The sequence below is a fragment of the Allorhizobium pseudoryzae genome (genome assembly GCF_011046245.1).
GTDB lineage: Bacteria > Pseudomonadota > Alphaproteobacteria > Rhizobiales > Rhizobiaceae > Neorhizobium > Neorhizobium pseudoryzae.
This window is the reverse complement of sequence record NZ_CP049241.1, coordinates 914,219-931,992: the sequence shown is the minus strand read 5'-3', so window position 1 is coordinate 931,992 and position 17,774 is coordinate 914,219. Positions and strand designations below refer to the sequence as shown.

General features: G+C 62.9%; 23 protein-coding genes and 1 tRNA gene. 13 read left to right on the top strand and 11 right to left on the bottom strand.

Annotated elements, in window-relative coordinates; translation table 11 throughout:
• The first annotated feature begins 59 nt into the window (after positions 1-59).
• The 4 genes from G6N78_RS04615 (at position 60) to G6N78_RS04600 (ending at position 3,181) form a co-directional block, all read left to right on the top strand.
• Positions 60-1,448, top strand: a complete 1,389-nt coding sequence (locus G6N78_RS04615) for a leucyl aminopeptidase family protein (protein WP_165216109.1) — start codon at positions 60-62, stop codon at positions 1,446-1,448.
• Positions 1,449-1,509: 61 nt separating this feature from the next.
• A complete protein-coding gene (locus tag G6N78_RS04610) occupies positions 1,510-1,860 on the top strand; it encodes a MarR family winged helix-turn-helix transcriptional regulator (RefSeq protein WP_165216107.1) in 351 nt (116 codons plus the stop codon).
• Positions 1,861-1,883: 23 nt separating this feature from the next.
• A complete protein-coding gene (locus G6N78_RS04605) occupies positions 1,884-2,735 on the top strand; it encodes a C40 family peptidase (RefSeq protein WP_165216106.1) in 852 nt (283 codons plus the stop codon).
• A gap of 89 nt (positions 2,736-2,824) precedes the next feature.
• Positions 2,825-3,181 (top strand): hypothetical protein, encoded by a 357-nt coding sequence (locus tag G6N78_RS04600; RefSeq protein ID WP_165214233.1) that lies wholly within the window; start codon positions 2,825-2,827, stop codon positions 3,179-3,181.
• A gap of 83 nt (positions 3,182-3,264) precedes the next feature.
• Here G6N78_RS04600 and G6N78_RS04595 read toward each other — a convergent pair.
• Both G6N78_RS04595 and G6N78_RS04590 read right to left on the bottom strand, forming a co-directional pair.
• Positions 3,265-3,351: transfer RNA gene (locus G6N78_RS04595), tRNA-Leu, on the bottom strand.
• A 134-nt stretch (positions 3,352-3,485) separates the two neighbouring features.
• Entirely contained in the window at positions 3,486-3,785 is a 300-nt protein-coding gene (locus G6N78_RS04590; RefSeq protein WP_165216104.1) for an Rdx family protein, read from the bottom strand.
• Positions 3,786-4,223: 438 nt separating this feature from the next.
• Here G6N78_RS04590 and G6N78_RS04585 point away from each other — a divergent pair, with 438 nt between their 5' ends.
• The 5 genes from G6N78_RS04585 (at position 4,224) to G6N78_RS25690 (ending at position 8,451) form a co-directional block, all read left to right on the top strand.
• Positions 4,224-5,165, top strand: coding sequence for a sugar ABC transporter substrate-binding protein (locus tag G6N78_RS04585; RefSeq protein ID WP_165216103.1), 942 nt, complete (start codon positions 4,224-4,226; stop codon positions 5,163-5,165).
• 148 nt (positions 5,166-5,313) lie between these two features.
• Positions 5,314-6,462 carry an ABC transporter permease gene (locus tag G6N78_RS04580; RefSeq protein ID WP_165216102.1) on the top strand — a complete coding sequence of 383 codons (1,149 nt, stop codon included), beginning with the start codon at positions 5,314-5,316 and terminating at the stop codon, positions 6,460-6,462.
• 1 nt (position 6,463) lies between these two features.
• Entirely contained in the window at positions 6,464-7,246 is a 783-nt protein-coding gene (locus G6N78_RS04575) for an ATP-binding cassette domain-containing protein (RefSeq protein WP_165216101.1), read from the top strand.
• A 156-nt stretch (positions 7,247-7,402) separates the two neighbouring features.
• Entirely contained in the window at positions 7,403-7,591 is a 189-nt protein-coding gene (locus tag G6N78_RS04570; RefSeq protein WP_165216100.1) for a YegP family protein, read from the top strand.
• Positions 7,592-7,704: 113 nt separating this feature from the next.
• On the top strand, positions 7,705-8,451 hold the full coding sequence (locus tag G6N78_RS25690; RefSeq protein ID WP_206531603.1) for a PRC-barrel domain-containing protein: 747 nt from the start codon (positions 7,705-7,707) through the stop codon (positions 8,449-8,451).
• Positions 8,452-8,512: 61 nt separating this feature from the next.
• Here the strand turns inward: G6N78_RS25690 and G6N78_RS04560 are convergent, their stop codons facing one another.
• The 5 genes from G6N78_RS04560 to G6N78_RS04540 all read right to left on the bottom strand — a co-directional run bounded on the left by G6N78_RS04560 (position 8,513) and on the right by G6N78_RS04540 (position 12,460).
• Entirely contained in the window at positions 8,513-8,812 is a 300-nt protein-coding gene (locus tag G6N78_RS04560; RefSeq protein ID WP_165216099.1) for a CcdB family protein, read from the bottom strand.
• The gene (locus G6N78_RS04555; RefSeq protein ID WP_165216098.1) at positions 8,812-9,042 is read right to left on the bottom strand and encodes a type II toxin-antitoxin system CcdA family antitoxin; all 231 of its coding nucleotides are present in this window, start codon (positions 9,040-9,042) and stop codon (positions 8,812-8,814) included. Before G6N78_RS04555 ends, G6N78_RS04560 begins: the two co-directional genes overlap by 1 nt.
• 64 nt (positions 9,043-9,106) lie before the next feature.
• Positions 9,107-10,927, bottom strand: a complete 1,821-nt coding sequence (gene lepA, locus G6N78_RS04550; RefSeq protein ID WP_165216097.1) for a translation elongation factor 4 — start codon at positions 10,925-10,927, stop codon at positions 9,107-9,109.
• A 73-nt stretch (positions 10,928-11,000) separates the two neighbouring features.
• A complete protein-coding gene (locus G6N78_RS04545) occupies positions 11,001-11,873 on the bottom strand; it encodes a carbon-nitrogen hydrolase family protein (RefSeq protein ID WP_165216096.1) in 873 nt (290 codons plus the stop codon).
• Positions 11,870-12,460 carry a GNAT family N-acetyltransferase gene (locus G6N78_RS04540; protein WP_165216095.1) on the bottom strand — a complete coding sequence of 197 codons (591 nt, stop codon included), beginning with the start codon at positions 12,458-12,460 and terminating at the stop codon, positions 11,870-11,872. Before G6N78_RS04540 ends, G6N78_RS04545 begins: the two co-directional genes overlap by 4 nt.
• A gap of 122 nt (positions 12,461-12,582) precedes the next feature.
• Here G6N78_RS04540 and G6N78_RS04535 point away from each other — a divergent pair, with 122 nt between their 5' ends.
• Positions 12,583-12,984, top strand: a complete 402-nt coding sequence (locus tag G6N78_RS04535; RefSeq protein WP_165216094.1) for a ketosteroid isomerase-related protein — start codon at positions 12,583-12,585, stop codon at positions 12,982-12,984.
• On the opposite strand, the gene G6N78_RS04530 is transcribed toward G6N78_RS04535, so the two are convergent.
• Positions 12,975-14,264: an MFS transporter gene (locus tag G6N78_RS04530; RefSeq protein ID WP_165216093.1), complete on the bottom strand. Its 1,290-nt coding sequence runs from the start codon at positions 14,262-14,264 to the stop codon at positions 12,975-12,977. The genes G6N78_RS04535 and G6N78_RS04530 overlap by 10 nt on opposite strands.
• A gap of 189 nt (positions 14,265-14,453) precedes the next feature.
• On the opposite strand from G6N78_RS04530, the gene G6N78_RS04525 reads away from it, so the two are divergent.
• Entirely contained in the window at positions 14,454-15,029 is a 576-nt protein-coding gene (locus tag G6N78_RS04525) for a helix-turn-helix domain-containing protein (RefSeq protein ID WP_165216091.1), read from the top strand.
• 24 nt (positions 15,030-15,053) lie between these two features.
• Entirely contained in the window at positions 15,054-15,572 is a 519-nt protein-coding gene (locus G6N78_RS04520) for a GNAT family N-acetyltransferase (RefSeq protein WP_165216090.1), read from the top strand.
• Between the two features lies 1 nt (position 15,573).
• Here the strand turns inward: G6N78_RS04520 and G6N78_RS04515 are convergent, their stop codons facing one another.
• Positions 15,574-16,638 carry an alpha/beta hydrolase family protein gene (locus G6N78_RS04515; RefSeq protein ID WP_165216088.1) on the bottom strand — a complete coding sequence of 355 codons (1,065 nt, stop codon included), beginning with the start codon at positions 16,636-16,638 and terminating at the stop codon, positions 15,574-15,576.
• 175 nt (positions 16,639-16,813) lie between these two features.
• On the opposite strand from G6N78_RS04515, the gene G6N78_RS04510 reads away from it, so the two are divergent.
• On the top strand, positions 16,814-16,996 hold the full coding sequence (locus G6N78_RS04510) for a hypothetical protein (RefSeq protein ID WP_165216087.1): 183 nt from the start codon (positions 16,814-16,816) through the stop codon (positions 16,994-16,996).
• A gap of 34 nt (positions 16,997-17,030) precedes the next feature.
• Here G6N78_RS04510 and G6N78_RS04505 read toward each other — a convergent pair whose 3' ends face one another.
• Complete coding sequence (locus G6N78_RS04505) at positions 17,031-17,282, bottom strand: hypothetical protein (RefSeq protein ID WP_165216085.1); 252 nt, start codon at positions 17,280-17,282, stop codon at positions 17,031-17,033.
• A gap of 42 nt (positions 17,283-17,324) precedes the next feature.
• The gene (locus G6N78_RS04500; protein WP_165216084.1) at positions 17,325-17,771 is read right to left on the bottom strand and encodes a hypothetical protein; all 447 of its coding nucleotides are present in this window, start codon (positions 17,769-17,771) and stop codon (positions 17,325-17,327) included.
• Between the last annotated feature and the right edge of the window lie 3 nt (positions 17,772-17,774).

The window sequence follows — 17,774 nt, the reverse complement described above, 5'->3', positions numbered from 1 at the left end:
TCTGTTAACCCTAACAGTTCGTTAAGCCGCAACCCGAAAGCATTCCCAGAAAGCGTCCCATGGCTCCCTTCCAGTTCATCGAAAGACCGTCTCCCTTCCGTCAAGCCGCGGAGGCCACCCGCACCGTGCACGCGGTGACCCCGGCCGAACTCGAGGCGGGGAAGCCCTCGCCGGAGGCCGTGGCCTGGGCGAAGTCCGCGGGCTTCAAGGCGGATGCCGGCAGTCTTCTGCTGCTGCCGGGTTCGGATGGTGCGGTGGCAGGTGCACTCTTCGGCCTTGGCAGCGAACCGGCCGACCAGCCCTTCATCACCGGCAAGCTGCCGCGCGCCCTGCCGGCCGGCGTCTGGCGGATCGAAGGCGCGGCGCTCTCTGCCAAGCAACTGGCGCTTGGTTTTGCCTTCGGTACCTACAGTTTCGACACCTACAAGACGGCAAAGACGCCGGAGACATTTCTCGCCGTGCCGGAGGGTGTCGATCCGGCCGAATTGGAACGCACCTCGGCAGCGGTCTTCCTCGCGCGCGATCTCGTCAATACGCCGACCAATGACATGGGGCCGGAGCGCCTGGAACAGGTGTTCCACGCGCTCGCCACCCACTATGGCGCTATGTCTTCCAGCATTGTCGGCGAGGATCTGCTGGCCCAGAATTTTCCGCTGATCCACACGGTTGGTCGCGCCAGCGCCGAAGCGCCGCGGCTGCTCGACATGCGGTTCGGCCGCAAGGGCGCCCGCAAGGTTACGCTCGTCGGCAAGGGTGTGTGCTTCGATACCGGTGGTCTCGACATCAAGCCGGCCGCCTCCATGCTGTTGATGAAGAAGGATATGGGCGGTGCCGCCAATGTGCTGGCGCTTGCCCTGATGATCATGGATGCCGGGCTCGACGTGGATCTGCGCGTGCTGGTGCCGGCGGTGGAGAACTCCATTTCCGCCAATGCCTTCCGTCCCGGCGATATCTACCGCAGCCGCAAGGGCATCAGCGTGCAGATCGACAATACCGACGCCGAGGGCCGGCTGATCCTCGCCGATGCGCTGGCCTATGCCGGCGAAGAGGCGCCGGACCTGATGATCGACATGGCGACGCTGACCGGGGCCGCCCGCGTGGCGCTCGGCCCGGATCTGCCGCCCTTCTTCACCGATGACGAGGCACTGGCAAGCGCGCTGATGGCCGCAAGCAATGAGGAAGACGATGCGCTCTGGCGCATGCCGCTGTTCAAGGGCTACGAGAAGGATATTCGCTCGCGGGCGGCGGATATCACCAACGCCCCCTCCGGCGGCATGGCAGGCTCCATCACCGCGGCGCTCTTCCTGAAGCGCTTTGCCGGCGGTGCCAAAAGCTGGGCGCATTTCGACATTTTCGCCTGGTCGCCGAACGGAAAGCCGCAGACGCCGATCGGTGGCGAAGCCCAGGCGATCCGCGCCCTGTTTTCCGTCATCGCCAAGGGCGGCTGAGGCTTGCGAAGCATGTGGGATCGACGGACAATGAAAGCTGGCAGAGTGGTCTGGAGTGGTGATGCCTGCTGATTTGACCGCCACGGAGGCGCTCAGCCTCTGGCATCGGGTTGTGCTGGAGCAGGTGCGCCATGATGGGCACGACCTTAGCCTGCGCCAGCTGTCGATCCTGCTGCAGATCTACCTGGTGCCGCCGCCGCATACGGTGCGGGGTCTGGCGGCCACGCTCGGTGTCACCAAACCCGTGATTACCCGGGCGCTCGATACCATGGGCGCCCTCCATCTTGTCGATCGCGAGCGGGACGAAAAGGACCGCCGCAACGTCATCATCAAGCGCACGCTCGCCGGTGCGCTCTATCTCGAAAAACTGGGCGATCTGATCCGGTCGGAAGCGCGCCGCACCGGACCCTGAGGAAAGCGCCTGAAGGAAAAGCCATGTCCAGCCCTCTCGACCGCCGCCTGAATGCCTACCGCCCCGATCTTGCCGACCGGCGCCTGCAGGGCCAGGTGACCGCGGACCGTTTCGCAGATGGTGCGCCGGCCTCAGTCGTGATGCCCGTCGCGGATCTGCGGCCAAAGCCGGATCTGTCCAGCGGCATCGACACACAACTTCTCTTCGGCGAACCCGTGCGTGTCTTCGACCGGCAGGACGGCTGGGCCTGGGTTCAGGCGGAGATTGACGGTTATGTCGGCTATGTGCCGGAGGAGCATCTCGATCAGCCCGTGACACCCAGCCACTGGATCACGGTGCCGCGCACCTTCGTTTATCCGGAAGCGGAACTGCGCAAGGTGCCGCTCTCTGCACTCTCCATGGGCAGCCGCATCCGCGTCATCGGTGAGGCGGAAACGCGCGGCACACGTTATTTCCTGCTGCAAGGCGGCGGCGCGGTGATTGCCCGCCATTGCCTGCCACTCGGCACGGCACCCGCAGAGGATTACGTCACGCTCGCCGGCCTCTATCTGGAAACGCCGTATCTCTGGGGCGGCCGCTCCGGCTTCGGTATCGATTGCTCCGGTCTGGTCCAGCTGGCCGCGATGCTGGCGGGTCACAGCGTGCCGCGCGATTCCGACATGCAGGCGAATTTCGGCCAGCCGCTTGAACGGCAGGAGCTGAAACGGGGGGACCTTGCCTTCTGGAAGGGTCATGTGGCGATCCTGGAAGACCCCGACACCATCCTGCATGCCAATGGCCATACGATGACCGTCGCCCGCGAGCCGCTGGACGCGGCCATCGAGCGGATCGGCTGGCTTTACGGTCAGCCGACCGGTTATCGCCGCTTTCTCTGATTCGTCTCTTCACGCAGATGTTTGTGGCTCCGCTGGCGAAGGCCCGGCGGAGCGCCTACATTGGAACCATGAAGAACAGGACGTCTCCCATGCTCACCCGGTTGAAGTGCGCCAGTCTGGCGCTGCTCGTGCTTGGAGCGGCGGCTCTGCCGGCCTCTGCGGCCGAACCGTCACCAAAGCTCAACTGGAATAATCCCGCGCCCGTCTACAAGGACCTGCCGGGCGTCGTGCCGCATGACAGCATGGTGCGCTCCTCCGATGAGAACGATCCGGGTGATTGCACGGTCGCGATTGAAAACCGCCGCTGGCACCGCGGTGAACCCTTTCCGGATTTCCCGGTGCGCGTCTATCGCTGTGAAAAGAACGGCGTGGTCTATTCCGGCACCGAACTGCCGAACCGCCCCTGGGTGCCAGGGCTGAACCCCTACGACCTGCCGAAGCGCTGAGGCCGGGCGGGGGAGGCAGTTCGATTTCCCCTAAATTTCAGGCAACAAAAAAGCCCGCCGAAGCGAGCTTTTTGTTTGGAATTTGGTGCCCAGAAGAGGACTCGAACCTCCACACCCTTGCGAGTACCAGCACCTGAAGCTGGCGCGTCTACCAATTCCGCCATCTGGGCGACGAGGAGCGATGTACTGGTCCCGGCTGCGGCTGTCAACGACCTTTTTGAACTTTCTGTGTCAGTCCTGCATTTTGTGGAAAAACTGCCGTCAATGCCGGGGCAAGTGACTGCTGGCCGCGGCTGTCGTTCCGCTATCCCTCTTGTTTTTGTTTGGAAGTTCGATCCAGGTGCCCCAGATCCCGCTCCGGATCGATGCAATCGCGCACCCTCTGTTTGAGGTCCTTTGGGCCTGGAAAACCGCCGTCCCGGACCCTTTCCCAGATGAGCGTCTCATCGACGCGAATTTCGAAAATCCCGCCGATTCCGGGGATCAGCGCCACTTCGCCAACGCTGTCGCCAAAGGTTTGCAGTAGTTCCTGCAGCATCCAGGCGGACCGCAGAAGCCAGTTGCACTGGGTGCAGTAGGCGATGGTGATTCTCGGCTTCGTCATCCTCGGATGCCCTTTCGTGTCAGCTCTCATTTCGTTTGTAGCGGAAGGTGCGGGACGATTTCAAATCCGCAAGGTCAGGGGGAGGGACCGCGCGCGGTCACGGAAAATTTTTAAGGACCCGGCTCCGTCCGCCCCGGTTCGGCTGCCCGCGCCAGCATCGTCGCGAAACCCATGAAATGATTTGCATTCGCCGAAATGCTAACGCACGGCGATGCGCCAGCCCCCGCCCGTCACGCCTGTTTTGCGCCGCGAAGGGCGCGTGAGTGCGCTGCATACAAAGAATAAATCTATTGACTAAAGCAGTAAATGGAACAAAAATTCCGAATGTAAAGAGAAGGCGCGCTTGCTGGGAGAGAGACAAGCGCCGTCTGCCCGACCTGCCGCCGGCGGAGGGCGCTTTGCAAAACGGGGTGAGGAGACCCCTTGAGGAGGAAAACAATGAAGAAATTGCTTTTGGCCTTTGGCCTGGTGGCGGCCGCCCTTGGTGGTCCGGCAACGATTGCGCATGCCGATAACGAACGTTTTGTGTTCGTCTCGCACGCGCCCGATTCCGATTCCTGGTGGAACACGATCAAGAACGCGCTGAACGTCGCCAGCAAGCAGATGGGCGTGACCACCGAATATCGTAACCCGCCGAGCGGCGACCTGGCCGACATGGCGCGCATCATCGAGCAGGCGTCGGCATCGAGCCCGAACGGCATCATCACCACGATTGCCGATGTCGATGTGCTGAGCGGCCCGATCAAGGATGCCGTCGCCAAGGGAATTCCGGTCATCACCGTCAATTCCGGCACGATCAAGCAGTCGAAGGACCTGGGCGCCCTGCTGCACATCGGCCAACCGGAATATGATGCCGGCAAGGGCGCCGGTGAAAAGGCGAAGGCGGCAGGCGTCACCAAGTTCGTCTGCGTCAACCACTACATCACCAACCCCGCTTCGGTGGAACGTTGCCAGGGTTTTGCCGATGCGCTCGGCGTCAAGCTCGGCAACCAGATGATCGATTCCGGGATGGACCCGTCGGAAGTGAAGAACAAGGTGCTCGCTTACCTGCGCAGCAACCCGGATACCAACGGCATCATCACGCTCGGCCCCAACTCGGCTGAACCGACAATTGCCGCGCTGAAGGAAAACGGCACCGCCGGCAAGATGTTCTTCGCCACCTTCGATCTCTCCGGTGACATCTCGAAGGCGATCAAGGACGGCATCATCAACTTCGCCATCGACCAGCAGCCTTACCTGCAGGGTTATCTGCCGGTCGTGCTTCTGACCAACTATGCCCGCTACGGCGTCATCCCGCCGAACTCGATCAATTCGGGACCCGGCTACATCACCAAGGACAATATTGCCCAGGTGGAAAAGCTTGCCGGCGAATATCGCTGACATGCTCGGATGAGACCGGCGGCAGATCTGCCGCCGGTTGATCCCGCACCGGTCTTGCGGTGCTTGAAGACACTTGAAAATGCGTGCTCGCCCGTCCGCCGAAAGCGGGGCTGGAGCCGTGCATTCTGAAATCCAGGGAGAGAAGACCATGGGTGACGCAAGCCCGACGCCCAAGCCCGCTCAAGCAGGCCCGGCGGTTGCGCGTGATGAGCGCGTCAAGGACATTTCGCGCCTGCGCAAGATGATGATCCGGCCCGAACTTGGCGCAATCACCGGCACGATTCTCGTCTTCGTCTATTTCTTTCTCGTGGCGCGCGACACGGGCATGTTCGGGCCGGAAGGCATCATGAACTGGTCGACGGTCTCGGCACAGTTCATGATTTTGGCCGTCGGCGCCTGCTTGCTGATGATCGCCGGCGAGTTCGACCTGTCGATCGGCTCGATGATCGGCTTTTCCGGCATTGTCATCGCGCTGTTGAGCGTCTCGCTTGGCTGGCCCGTCTGGGCCGCCATCATTGCGGCCTTCGTGCTGTCGCTTCTGATCGGCGCCGCCAATGGTTATCTGGTCATCAAGACCGGCCTGCCATCCTTCATCGTCACGCTCGCCTCGCTCTATATCCTGCGCGGGCTCACCATCTTTATCGCGATCAGCACCACCCGCAAGACGATCATCGGCGGCGTGAAGGAGGCCGCGGCGGGTGACTGGCTGGCGCCGGTCTTCGGCGGCAAGATCCTCGGAGGCCTGTTTACCTGGCTGGCGGATATCGGCGTGGTCGCCAAGTTCACCGCCGGAACCCGCGCCGGCCAGCCGGTCATCGATGGCGTGCCGATGCTGATGGTCTGGGCGATCGGCCTCGTGATCTTCGGCCATATCCTGCTCACCCGCACCCAGTTCGGCAACTGGATTTTTGCCGCCGGCGGCGATGCGCAGGCCGCGCGCTATGTCGGCGTGCCGGTGGCGCGGGTCAAAATCCTGATGTTCGTCTTCACCGCCTTCACAGCCACCGTGTTTGCCACCTGCCAAGTGATGGAGTTCGGCTCGGCCGCCGCGGACCGCGGGCTTCTGAAGGAGTTCGAGGCAATCATCTCCGTCGTCATCGGCGGCGCGCTCCTGACCGGCGGCTATGGCTCGGTCATCGGCGCCGCTCTCGGCGCGCTGATCTTCGGCGTGGTGCAGCAGGGCCTGTTCTTCGCCGGCGTCGAAAGCTCGCTCTTTCGTGTCTTCCTCGGCGTTATCCTGCTGCTCGCCGTCGTGCTCAACACCTATATCCGCCGCCTGATCACGGGAGAACGCTGAGATGTCCGAGACCCCTCTGATCGAACTGCGCGGCATCGAACGCCATTTCGGCTCCGTCATCGCGCTCGCCGGCGTCACCGTCTCCATCATGCCGGGCGAATGCCATTGCCTGCTGGGCGACAACGGCGCCGGAAAATCCACCTTCATCAAGACCATGTCCGGCGTCTACAAGCCGACCAAGGGCGAGATCTTCGTGGATGGCAAACCGGTGCTGTTCGAAAGCCCCCGCGAAGCCATGGCCTATGGCATTGCCACCGTCTACCAGGATCTGGCGATGATCCCGCTGATGTCGGTCACCCGCAATTTCTGGATGGGTCGCGAGCCGAAGAAGAAGTTCGGTCCGTTCAGCTTCTTCGATTTCGAAACGGCCGATCGGGTCGCGATGGACGCCATGCGCAGCATGGGCATCCAGTTGCGCGAGCCGTCGCAGGCGGTCGGCACGCTGTCGGGCGGCGAGCGCCAGACGGTGGCGATCAGCCGTGCGGTGCATTTCGGCGCCAAGGTGCTGATCCTCGACGAGCCGACCTCGGCGCTCGGCGTGCGCCAGACCTCGCAGGTGCTGGCGACGATCGACCGCGTGCGCAAATCCGGCGTCGGCGTGGTGTTCATCACCCATAATGTGCGCCATGCCATGGCGGTCGGCGACCGGTTTACGGTCCTGAACCGCGGCAAGACGCTCGGAACCGCAAAGCGCGGCGACATCTCCACGGAAGAACTGCAGGATCTGATGGCCGGTGGCGCGGATCTTGCGGAACTCGAAGGCTCGCTCGGCGGCACGGTCTGAGCGGATAACGGTCTCCTCCTGACCGGCTGGATGCTGTCCAAGGCATCTGGCCGGTCTTTTTTCCCGAGATACTTTTCCGCAAGCCATCTCTATTTCTCCCTTGCCTCGGCAAAACCGGCTAATTAAGCTGATGGTGAAGCATAGAAGGGGGAAGGCATGTACAAATTCGAAGTCTACAAGGACAAGGCCGGCGAGTTCCGGTTCCGGTTCCGGGCGTCCAATGGCGAACAGATGTTCGGCTCGGAAGGCTATAAGGCGAAGGCGTCGGCGCTGAAGGCGATCGAGTCGATCAAGAAAAACGCGCCCGAAGCGACCGTCGAGGATCAGACGATCGCATCCTCCTGACCGAAAACGACAGGATCGTCCCGGTTGCCGAGAGCCGCCGGGACCGATTTTTCGGAACAATCCGCGCGGGCAAGGGTTCAGTCCTCAGTTCCAACGAACAAGGAGGAATACCCATGACAAAGAAACTGATCGCCGCTCTCGCCTTTTCCACCGTTCTGCCGTTCGCCGCACTGGCCCAGACGAGCACGACGACTCCTGCAGCGCCCGGCACGCCGCCGGCAGCGCAGGATGGCGCCATGACCAATCAGAACAATGCCCGCGGCGGCATGGCTGACAGCCCGCGTATGACGCAGGCCGGCGGCCCGTTCGTCCAGGTTCCCAATCAGGGTGCATGGCGCGTGAGCGATCTGGAAGGCAAGACCGTCTATGGCGCAGAGGGTGAAAACATCGGTGACATCAATGATGTCCTCGTCAGCCAGGATGGCAGCGTCAACGCCGTGATCATCGGCGTCGGTGGCTTCCTCGGCATCGGCGAAAAGGATGTCGCGGTGCAGATGAGCGCTCTGCAGCTCGGCCCGGGCATGACGCAGGATGAGGCAAACGCCGCAGCGGCCACGTCTCCGGCCGTGTCGGGCGAAACCACGGCATCGACCACCGGCGCCAACACCTCCAACCCTGTTCCGGGCGCCAACACCACGGCCGGCGGCACGGGCATGGGCGCAGCGGGCAATACCGCAGCCACCACGCCGGGCATGGCACAGCCGGGCGCCAATAACCAGGATATGGCCGCAAACCGCGCCAACATGGACAACGACGCCCAGATCGGCGAAGACGGCCTGCCGGAGCGCATCGTGCTGAACGTCACCCGCGACCAGCTGGAACAGGCTCCGGCGTTTGAAGGCGTGACGCCGGCCCGCTAAGCGGACCAGCCGAAGATCAGAACACCAGGCCCTGCGGTTTTCGCCGCGGGGCCTTTTGCCGTCAAAAACCTTGGAAAAGAAAATCCGTCGCGGCGGTGATGTCGTCAGCGCGTGGCGAAAGGTCTGCAACGAGCGCACCAATCTCGCTCGTGCTGATTGCCCCCATCCGTTGGGTCGCCATCACATAACGCTGACCGTTGATGTCGAAGCGGGGGTTCATCCGTCCGATGGACCAGGACATGGACTCGATCTTGTAGAGCGGCACCACGACTCGCGTCTTCAACGCATTGAGAATGTCGGTCTGCAGATCGAGCAACAGGATATCCTGCTCCTGAGATCGGTAGACCGAAAACCGCGCCATCAGAACATCCGATATTTGGCGAGCGGCAGCCCGTGCTTTTCGATGTAAGCATTCTCCGCGGCGATCGCATCGGCGTTCTCGATGCGCCACAGCCGTTCCTTTTCGGCGCGGATGGCCCGCTGCAGCCCGTCCTCCGCTGCGCTCGAAATGTCGAGCTTCAGGTCGCGGGCTTCCGCCAACAGGCGGCTGTCGATCGCGACTTCACCTTTTTTACGCGCCGATTGCACCATTGGAGAACATCCCGTCCAGGTTACAGGCAGGGAGTATGGCGCAGAAATGCGACGCTGAAAAGCCTCACTCGTCGTTCATCTTCAGCGCGGCAATGAAGGCTTCCTGCGGGATTTCCACCTTGCCGAACTGGCGCATGCGCTTCTTGCCTTCCTTCTGCTTTTCCAGCAGCTTGCGCTTGCGGGTGGCGTCGCCGCCGTAGCACTTGGCGGTCACGTCCTTGCGCAGCGCGCGCACGGTTTCACGCGCAATCACCTTGCCGCCGATTGCGGCCTGGATCGGGATCTGGAACATGTGCGGCGGAATGAGTTCCTTGAGCTTCTCGCACATGCCGCGTCCGCGCCGGTCGGCGGCGGAGCGGTGCACCAGCATGGAAAGCGCATCCACCGGATCGCCGTTGACGAGGATCGACATCTTCACCAAGTCGCCTTCGCGGTAGTCCATGATGTTGTAGTCGAAGGAGGCATAGCCCTTCGAGATCGATTTCAGGCGGTCGTAGAAATCGAACACCACTTCGTTGAGCGGCAGTTCATAGGTCAGCATCGCGCGGGTGCCGACATAGGTCAGCTCCGTCTGGATGCCGCGCCGGTCTTGGCAGAGTTTCAGGATGCCGCCGAGATATTCGTCCGGCGTCAGGATGGTTGCCTTGATCCACGGTTCGCGGATGGCGTCGATCTTCACCACGTCCGGCATGTCGGCCGGGTTGTGCAGTTCCTTCTCCGTGCCGTCGGTCAGCGTCATCTGGTAGACGACGGAGGGCGCGGTGGCGACGAGATCGAGGTTGAATTCGCGCTCCAGGCGTTCCTGGATGATTTCGAGATGGAGCAGGCCAAGGAAGCCGCAGCGGAAACCGAAACCAAGCGCTGCCGAGCTTTCCATTTCGAAAGAGAAAGAGGCGTCGTTCAGGCGAAGCTTGCCCATGGCGGCGCGCAGGTCTTCGAAATCCGCGGCATCGACCGGGAAGAGACCGCAGAACACCACCGGCTGGGCCGGCTTGAAGCCCGGCAGGGCCTTTTCCGTCGGGCGCTTGTCGTCTGTAATCGTGTCGCCGACGCGGGTATCGGCCACTTCCTTGATGGACGCCGTGATGAAGCCGATCTCGCCGGGGCCGAGGCTGTCGACATTGACCATCTTCGGGGTCAGCACGCCGACGCGCTCCACGCCGTATTTGGCGCCGGTGCCCATCATGCGGATCTGCTGGCCCTTGGTCAGCACGCCGTCGATGATCCGCACGAGAACCATGACGCCGAGATAGGTGTCGTACCAGCTGTCGACCAGCAGCGCCTTCAGCGGCGCCTTTTCGCCGCCTTCGCTCTTCGGCGGCGGCAGCTTGTTGACGATCGCTTCCAGAACATCGGGAATGCCAAGGCCGGTCTTCGCCGAAATTAGCACGGCGTCGGACGCATCGATGCCGATGACTTCCTCGATCTGTTCCTTGATGCGGTCGGGCTCGGCCGCCGGAAGATCGATCTTGTTCAGAACGGTGACGAGCTCGTGGTTGTTGTCGATCGCCTGGTAGACATTGGCGAGCGTCTGGGCTTCGACACCCTGGGAGGCATCCACCACCAGCAGCGAGCCCTCGCAGGCCGACAGCGAGCGGGAGACTTCATAGGCGAAGTCCACGTGGCCGGGCGTGTCGATAAGGTTCAGCACATAGGTTTCGCCATTGTTCGCCTTGTAGTGCAGGCGAACCGTCTGGGCCTTGATGGTGATGCCGCGCTCGCGCTCGATATCCATCGAGTCCAGCACCTGCTCGCTCATCTCGCGCTCGGCCAGTCCGCCGGTCTTTTGGATGAGGCGGTCTGCCAGGGTCGATTTGCCATGGTCGATATGCGCGACGATGGAAAAATTGCGGATATGGTCGAGGGGCGTGCGATCGGTGCTCATGGTCGGCGCATATAGCAGCGAGCTCTACCAACGCCTAGCGGGAAATTGCGGCAAAGCCTGAGAAAACCAGGCTTCAGCGATCAAATTGCTCCAGCCAGTCCCGCCGGGTCGCCACCTGCCCCTCGGTTCGAAGCCGTGCAACGTCGGCAAGGTCGATGCGGGTGATCAGCCAGCGGGTCTCTTCGACCGTGTCCTCTTCGCTTTCCGCCACGATGCCGGAAGGCGGCATGCCGTAATCGGAGGGTACGTAAAGCGCCGCACGGCCGCGGTTTTCATCGAACGCCGGAGACCAGGCAGCCGTGCCGGCGGTCGGCGCAGATAGCACCGCATACTGGTTCTCCAGTGCCCGCGCCTGCGCGCCGATCCGCACGCGGTAGCTTCCGGCCAGCGTATCGGTACAGGAGGGCGTTAGCACCAGCTCCACGCCAAGCTCGGCCAGCCTGCGTCCCAGCATCGGAAACTCGGTGTCGTAACAGATGAGGATGCCGATGCGCCCCAGCGGCGTCTCGAAGGCCTTCAGTCCGTCCCGCCCGGCGGCGATCTGCCATTGTTCGCGCTCGAAGCGCGTCATGATCTGCTTGTCCTGATGGCCGAGAAGCCCGTCGGGGCCAAAGAGCGGCGCGCGGTTGCGAAAGGCGCCGTCCGGGTCCAGCACCGGCATCGATCCCGGCTGCAGGACAATCCGATGCTCGCGGGCCAGCCGCTCGCACAGGTTCATCCAGCGCGGAATGAGCGACTGGATGCCGGCAATCGAGCCATGCAGGTCGGATCGTGTCGCGGAATCGAGCTGTCCGGTCAGCACCAGGCCCGCATATTCCGGCAGAAGCAGAAGCTCGGCCCCTTGCGCCACGGCCTCTTCCACCAGCGCCGTCAGGTGCGCCTCATAGGCTTCGAAACTTTCGATCAGCTCGATTCGATACTGGCAGGCGGCAAGCGTGATGGTCATGGCAGTGTCTTCAACCAGAAGGACAGGGGTTTCGGGCTCTCTTCCGCCTCATCCAAGTCGCGCCAGGAAAAATGCGTGCGAAGCTCCGGGTGATGCGTGTAGCCGAGTTTTCCCCAGAAGGCATCGAGTGGCACGTAATCGGCCGGGCGTCGTGGGTGGTCGGCGGGGCGCTCCACGGCGCAGAAGGTGCAGGTGGAAAGGCCGAGCTTTCGCGCCTGCGCTTCCCGCTGTTCGAAAAAGGCAATGCCGATGCCCCGGCCGCGATAGGCCGGCAACAGCACGCTTTCACCGAAATAGAAGATCGTGTCCGGGTCATATCCCGCCGTAAGGAATGGCCCTTTCACCTCGTCCGTCTCGCTCGCCATGGGCGTGCCTGTCGACGCGCCGACCACCAACCCGTCGTCCACGGCGATAACGAAGATCGAGCCTTCGGAGCGGGCATAGATCTCCATGTACTGGCGCTCGTAGTCACTGTCGCCATGGTAGAGATAAGGGAAATCCCGGAAAACGGTGATGCGCAGCCGCGCCAGGTCGTCAAAGAAGGCTGTCGCGTCGCGGCCGGAATAGGATGTGATGGTGAGTGCCATAGAGTATGTTCAGTCCGTTTCGGGCAGGTTATACCCTTCGCCGTTCCGCCATCCAAGTCTCCGCCATCCAAGTCTCCGCCGTTCAAGTCTCCGATCACCTGCCTTAGCTTGAGGAATGCCGCATGACCGCCACCGCTACCATCCGTGCCTATTATGATGCGTTCAACGCTCAGGACATGCAGGCCTTCCTGGCACTGCTGACCGACGACGTCGTGCACGACATCAACCAGGGTGAGCGGCAGGTGGGCAAGCCGGCCTTTGCCGCCTTCATGGCGCACATGAACCGCTGCTACAAGGAAACCCTGACCGATATCGTCATCATGGCAAGCGAGGATGGCACGCGTGCTGCGGCGGAATTCATCGTCAACGGCACCTATCTCGCCACGGATGAAGGCCTGCCGGAAGCGAAGGGCCAGACCTATCGGTTGCCGGCCGGCGCCTTTTTCGCCCTGCAGGATGGCAAGGTCTCGCGCGTCACCAATTACTACAGCCTCAACGACTGGATTGCCCAGGTTCAGGGCTGAGGGCCGAGATCGTCCCGCTGGCTATCGGCTTCGGCCAACAGCGCAACGGGATCGGTCAGCACCGCGGCGTTCGGCAGCTGGGCACTGCGCAGCTCGAAGGTCTCGCGCGCATCCGAAGGCACGGGATCGCGCTCGTTCAATCGCCAGAGCGTGAAGACCAGATAGGCCGCCGCCACCATGAGGGCGGCCCCGATGAAGGTCTTTTCGCCGAACACCGGCATCAGCGCGGTGACCGCCAGCGGCACCACGGTTGCGGCCGCCGACCAGGCGACCAGCAGCGTGCTGGAGAGCGGAACATAGTCGCCCGGATCGGCACGGTCGTTCGAATGGGCGTTGGCGATGGAATAGATCGTCTCGATGGCGCCGCCGAAGACTAGGAAGATCAGCATGAACAGCAGCATCTGGGTGAAGGATGCAAAGAGCGCCGCGGTGCCGGCAAGAAGGATGATGGCGCAGGTGATCAGCAGCACACGCCGCCGGTCCATCCGGTCGGAGAGAATGCCGAGCGGATACTGCACGAACAGCAGCCCGGTCTGCATCACGAACATCAGGAGGCCGACCTCCCTCTGGCTGACGCCGTTGGTGGTCGCATAGATCGGCACGAAACCCTGCACCACCATGGAAAGCCCGCCCGACGCCAGCACGCCGATAAGGCCGACCGGCGAGATCCGCCAGGCCATGCCGATATCCACGTTCACCCGCGCCGGTGCCGGCGGGTTCGGCAGGCGCGTCAAGCCGATCGGCAGGATGGCAAGCGCCGTGAAGAAGATCGTCAGCAGCGGTGTCAGGTTGCCGGAGGTCGGGATCTGCCCGAACAGCCAGGCGCCGCAGCCAAGCCCCAGCACATAGGCCATGTAGAAGAAGGACATCGCCCGTCCGCGCCAGGTGTTGGAGGCGGCATGGTTCAGCCAGCTCTGGGCGATGATGAAATTGCAATTGGCGGCAGCGCCATAGAGGCCACGGGCGAGAATCCACAGGGTGACCGAGAGGTTCGAGGCGATCAGCGCGGCCGCGATGATCACGATTGCCATCGAGCAGGCAAACAGCCGCGCATGCCCCACCCGCTGGATCAGCGGTCCCGTCACCACGCAGCCCACCAGCCCACCGAAGGCGACGGCGGTGACCGCTGCCCCCGGCGCCCAGGCCGCATCGGGCGATAGCGACAGCATGTAAGGACTGTAGGCAAACATCAGGCCGCTTCCGACCGCAGCGGTTGTCATCGAGGCCACGATGCTGGCGATCGACAAGGGGGATGTTCCCCGTTCAGGCTGGCCGTGCATGACGCCTCCGCAAAGACAAAACAGCGACGAGACCAGCGCCAGCGGCGAGATTCGTGATGTTGCCGAAAGCTTATCGCCTTGGCTTGCGCCGGACTGTCGCAGGCGCGCCGTGATCTGCTCCGGGCGCGGCGAGAAAAATCCATTATAGAGCCTATTGACTCCACTATAGTAGAAATCCATGATCACGCCATGGAACAGACGGATCAACAATTCGAAGGCGCGCTGGGCGATCGGCTGAAGGCGCTGAGGGCGCGGCAGGCCTTCACGCTGGATCAACTCTCAGGCGCATCGGGCGTCAGCCGGGCGATGATCTCGCGCATCGAACGCGGCGAGGCGAGCCCGACGGCGGCCCTTCTGGCGCGGCTCTGTGAAGCGCTCGGCCTCTCCCTGTCGGAATTCTTCGCGCCGGACGATCCGAGCCGCTCACCGCTCATCCGCCGTAAGGACCAGCGGCTGTGGCGGGATCCCGTCACCGGCTATCTGCGTCGGTCGATCTCTCCGCCCGGCGTGTCCTCGCGGGTGGATATCGTCGAGGTGGATTTTCCGCCGGGCGCCCGCGTCAGTTTTCCACCGCGCGAGGAAAGCCGCTCCATGACCCAGCATATCTGGGTGTTCGAGGGCGTGCTGGAGATGGTCCTGCCCGGCGAGACCCATCGGCTGGAAGCCGGCGACTGCCTGTTCATGGATATCGGCGACGCCTTCCAGTTTCACAATCCGACCGACAAACCCGTCCGCTACGCCGTCATTCTCGACCGCGGGCGCTGATTAAAGCCAAGGATGCAGTCTGCCATGTCCATGATCCGTATCGTCTCCGCCGAAGAGGCGCTCCCGCTGTTGTCCGATCTCAGCGAAGTCCTGTCGGACTGCGTCAACGGCGGCGCCTCCCTCGGCTTCATGCTGCCGTTTGCGCCCCAGGATGCGGTCGGCTACTGGCGGGATGTGTTTGCGAGCGTCGCCGCCGGGCAGATCATCCTGGCGGTGGCGGAACACGAGGGGCGCGTCGTCGGCACGGTGCAGGTGGGACTCGCGCAAAAACCCAATCAGCCGCACCGGGGCGACCTGATGAAACTTCTCGTCCACCGCTCTGCCCGCGGCCTTGGCCTGTCGCGCAAGCTGATGGCGGCGGTGGAAACCGAAGCGGCGCGTCGAGGCCGCTCGCTTCTGGTGCTGGATACGGCAACCGGCAGCGAAGCGGAGGCGATCTACCCCCGCTTCGGTTGGGAAAAGGTGGGCGTCATTCCCGATTATGCGCTGTGGCCGCAGGGCGGCTTCTGCGATTCGACCTTCTTCTACAAACGGATCGGCTGATCTATTTCAGCGTGTTCTGGAAGGCCTCGACAATCAGCGTCTCCGCATCCTTGTGCACCTCGGCGCGGTCGCGCAGGCCCTTGCCGTCGCAGATCGGATCGGGGTCGCCGGATTCGCTCAGCACATCCTGCGCATCCGGCTTGCAGACCGGCAGGAAGCTGAAGTGGTTGGAGCCGGGGATCTGGTGGTACTGGGCGCCGGGGATCTCGGCGGACAGCTTCTGGGCATAGACGGCGACGGGTACGGTGCCCGGGCTGCCGAGGTTGATGATCGTCGTCGCAACCTTGATCTGCCTGAGGCTGTCGGCCTTGAAGGACGTGGCAAGACCCGGATCGACGATGACCCCGGATGTCACGCGCGGATCGAGATTCGACTGCTCGAAATGCGCCTTGTCGAACGCCCGCAGTCTTACGACGGGCGAGGCAACCCGCTTGCCATCGACGAAGCCGATGCCGCCGGCAAACCACTGGCAATCCATCATCATTGTGTAGCGGTCGCAATAATCGGCATAGGCGTTAAGATCCGCGCGTCCGCCGATCAGTTCCAGCGCCGTGCTGCCGCCGAGCGAAAAGCCGATGACGCCGATCTTCGCGGCATCGACCGACCCCGTCCAGCGGGCGTCACCGGTCATCCAGGTGATGATGTCGGAAAGGTCCTGCGTCCGCTCCCAGATGCGCGGCGTGGCAATCGGGGTGGAATCGCCGCTGGTCGTGCCGGGATGATCCGGCCCGGCCACGATAAAACCCTTCGCCGCCAGGCGCGCCGCAATCCAGGCCATGCCCTGGGCCCGCGAGCCGGAACCGTGCGAGAGCAGGATCAGCGGGTGGCGGCCGGGATCGATGGCCGCATCGGCTTTGGCTGCAGCGCCGGTAAAGATGCGGTTGTCGCCGATCAGCGTGTCCGGCGCCTTCGCATCCGACGGGTACCACACATCGACGGAGAGTGGCTTGCCGCGGTGAGGGGAGGGGATGGAGATCGTGGTTGCGCCGACGGATGGTTCGGCCGAAGCCGTCCAGGGAAGGAGGGTGATGGTGGCGAGCGCAGTCAGAAGAAGACGTCTGTTCATGAGGAAACCTCGTCGGTTGGAGACGAGGCGAGACTGACGTCCACAAGCCGTTTTCTCGACCTGGAACACGATCAAGGACGTCCCGGATCACGATCCGGGCCCCGCGATGGTTCGGAACCTTCACGCGCCTCAGCGGTTGGTCAACGTCAACCCCCGCCAATAACGGAGGCAAATCATGAGCAAGACCAACGTCAAGGAACAGCAGGCCCGCGCCAAGGCGCAGGTCAAGAACACCAGCGCCGGCGGCCATCTGGGCGGCACCTATTACGGCCAGGAGCCGGACGGCAAGACGATGAACGGCAATGATCGGGTCGGCGCCAAGGCGCGGCAAAACACCGGTGGTGATTCCCGTCTTTAATCTTTTCGAGGGCTGCGCAAGCGGCCCTCGTTTTCTATGGGGCTGTGCGTCTGTGGGCCAACATCCGGGTGGTCAGGATCGCCAGCTTTTCCGGTTCGGTCAGGCCCATGCGGTAAAGCCTCAGCACCAGCCGTGCCGCCTGCTCCACATCGATGTCGGTTTGGTGGCGACGACAGGCAAACAGGGCCGAACGGAGAGCCAGTTCCATCCGCTCCATATCTTCGGAGAAGAAGATGTAGGGGTAAAATCCGCGGATCGGATTGCCGGTCGAATGGTGATGTGTCATCCCCCAGCATAGGCGCATCGGCGCAGAGTGCAACCTGAAATGCTAGTGCAGGGTGGCATTCCGATCACCCAGAAGTTGCCGCACGATAGCCGCCATGTCCTCTGCCCTGCGCGAAAGCACGAATCCGCCGGTCAGATGCGCGGTCAGCGACATCGGGCTTGCGAACAGTGCCGGTGTCTTTTGCGCCTGCAGGATATCGAGGATCGAGAGCAGGATGTCAGGGTCGTAGCGCACGTCGATGATGGCGCCGTCCAGATCTCCGTCCAACACCATCGTCGACAGATCGGCAGCCGCGACCGGCCCCACGAGATCGACGGCGGCATCCGACCAGACCCCCCGTGTCCGTTCCTTGAGGAACGAGGCGGGGCCGATCACCATGAAGGTCAGTCGTTTTGTTGTCCCGTTCATCGCATGCGGGGTGATCAGGAGGAGAGGATCGATCTCCTGCAGGATCCGCAGGAGATCGAAAAAGTTACGCCGCACGGACATGCG

Excerpts from the sequence above, each read along its gene's own strand:
- G6N78_RS04615 (WP_165216109.1), top strand. The coding sequence starts at position 60 with ATGGCTCCCTTCCAGTTCATCGAAAGACCGTCTCCCTTCCGTCAAGCC.
- G6N78_RS04610 (WP_165216107.1), top strand. The coding sequence starts at position 1,510 with ATGCCTGCTGATTTGACCGCCACGGAGGCGCTCAGCCTCTGGCATCGG.
- G6N78_RS04605 (WP_165216106.1), top strand. The coding sequence starts at position 1,884 with ATGTCCAGCCCTCTCGACCGCCGCCTGAATGCCTACCGCCCCGATCTT.
- G6N78_RS04600 (WP_165214233.1), top strand. The coding sequence starts at position 2,825 with ATGCTCACCCGGTTGAAGTGCGCCAGTCTGGCGCTGCTCGTGCTTGGA.
- G6N78_RS04590 (WP_165216104.1), bottom strand. The coding sequence starts at position 3,785 with ATGACGAAGCCGAGAATCACCATCGCCTACTGCACCCAGTGCAACTGG.
- G6N78_RS04585 (WP_165216103.1), top strand. The coding sequence starts at position 4,224 with ATGAAGAAATTGCTTTTGGCCTTTGGCCTGGTGGCGGCCGCCCTTGGT.
- G6N78_RS04580 (WP_165216102.1), top strand. The coding sequence starts at position 5,314 with ATGGGTGACGCAAGCCCGACGCCCAAGCCCGCTCAAGCAGGCCCGGCG.
- G6N78_RS04575 (WP_165216101.1), top strand. The coding sequence starts at position 6,464 with ATGTCCGAGACCCCTCTGATCGAACTGCGCGGCATCGAACGCCATTTC.
- G6N78_RS04570 (WP_165216100.1), top strand. The coding sequence starts at position 7,403 with ATGTACAAATTCGAAGTCTACAAGGACAAGGCCGGCGAGTTCCGGTTC.
- G6N78_RS25690 (WP_206531603.1), top strand. The coding sequence starts at position 7,705 with ATGACAAAGAAACTGATCGCCGCTCTCGCCTTTTCCACCGTTCTGCCG.
- G6N78_RS04560 (WP_165216099.1), bottom strand. The coding sequence starts at position 8,812 with ATGGCGCGGTTTTCGGTCTACCGATCTCAGGAGCAGGATATCCTGTTG.
- G6N78_RS04555 (WP_165216098.1), bottom strand. The coding sequence starts at position 9,042 with ATGGTGCAATCGGCGCGTAAAAAAGGTGAAGTCGCGATCGACAGCCGC.
- lepA (WP_165216097.1), bottom strand. The coding sequence starts at position 10,927 with ATGAGCACCGATCGCACGCCCCTCGACCATATCCGCAATTTTTCCATC.
- G6N78_RS04545 (WP_165216096.1), bottom strand. The coding sequence starts at position 11,873 with ATGACCATCACGCTTGCCGCCTGCCAGTATCGAATCGAGCTGATCGAA.
- G6N78_RS04540 (WP_165216095.1), bottom strand. The coding sequence starts at position 12,460 with ATGGCACTCACCATCACATCCTATTCCGGCCGCGACGCGACAGCCTTC.
- G6N78_RS04535 (WP_165216094.1), top strand. The coding sequence starts at position 12,583 with ATGACCGCCACCGCTACCATCCGTGCCTATTATGATGCGTTCAACGCT.
- G6N78_RS04530 (WP_165216093.1), bottom strand. The coding sequence starts at position 14,264 with ATGCACGGCCAGCCTGAACGGGGAACATCCCCCTTGTCGATCGCCAGC.
- G6N78_RS04525 (WP_165216091.1), top strand. The coding sequence starts at position 14,454 with ATGGAACAGACGGATCAACAATTCGAAGGCGCGCTGGGCGATCGGCTG.
- G6N78_RS04520 (WP_165216090.1), top strand. The coding sequence starts at position 15,054 with ATGTCCATGATCCGTATCGTCTCCGCCGAAGAGGCGCTCCCGCTGTTG.
- G6N78_RS04515 (WP_165216088.1), bottom strand. The coding sequence starts at position 16,638 with ATGAACAGACGTCTTCTTCTGACTGCGCTCGCCACCATCACCCTCCTT.
- G6N78_RS04510 (WP_165216087.1), top strand. The coding sequence starts at position 16,814 with ATGAGCAAGACCAACGTCAAGGAACAGCAGGCCCGCGCCAAGGCGCAG.
- G6N78_RS04505 (WP_165216085.1), bottom strand. The coding sequence starts at position 17,282 with ATGACACATCACCATTCGACCGGCAATCCGATCCGCGGATTTTACCCC.
- G6N78_RS04500 (WP_165216084.1), bottom strand. The coding sequence starts at position 17,771 with ATGTCCGTGCGGCGTAACTTTTTCGATCTCCTGCGGATCCTGCAGGAG.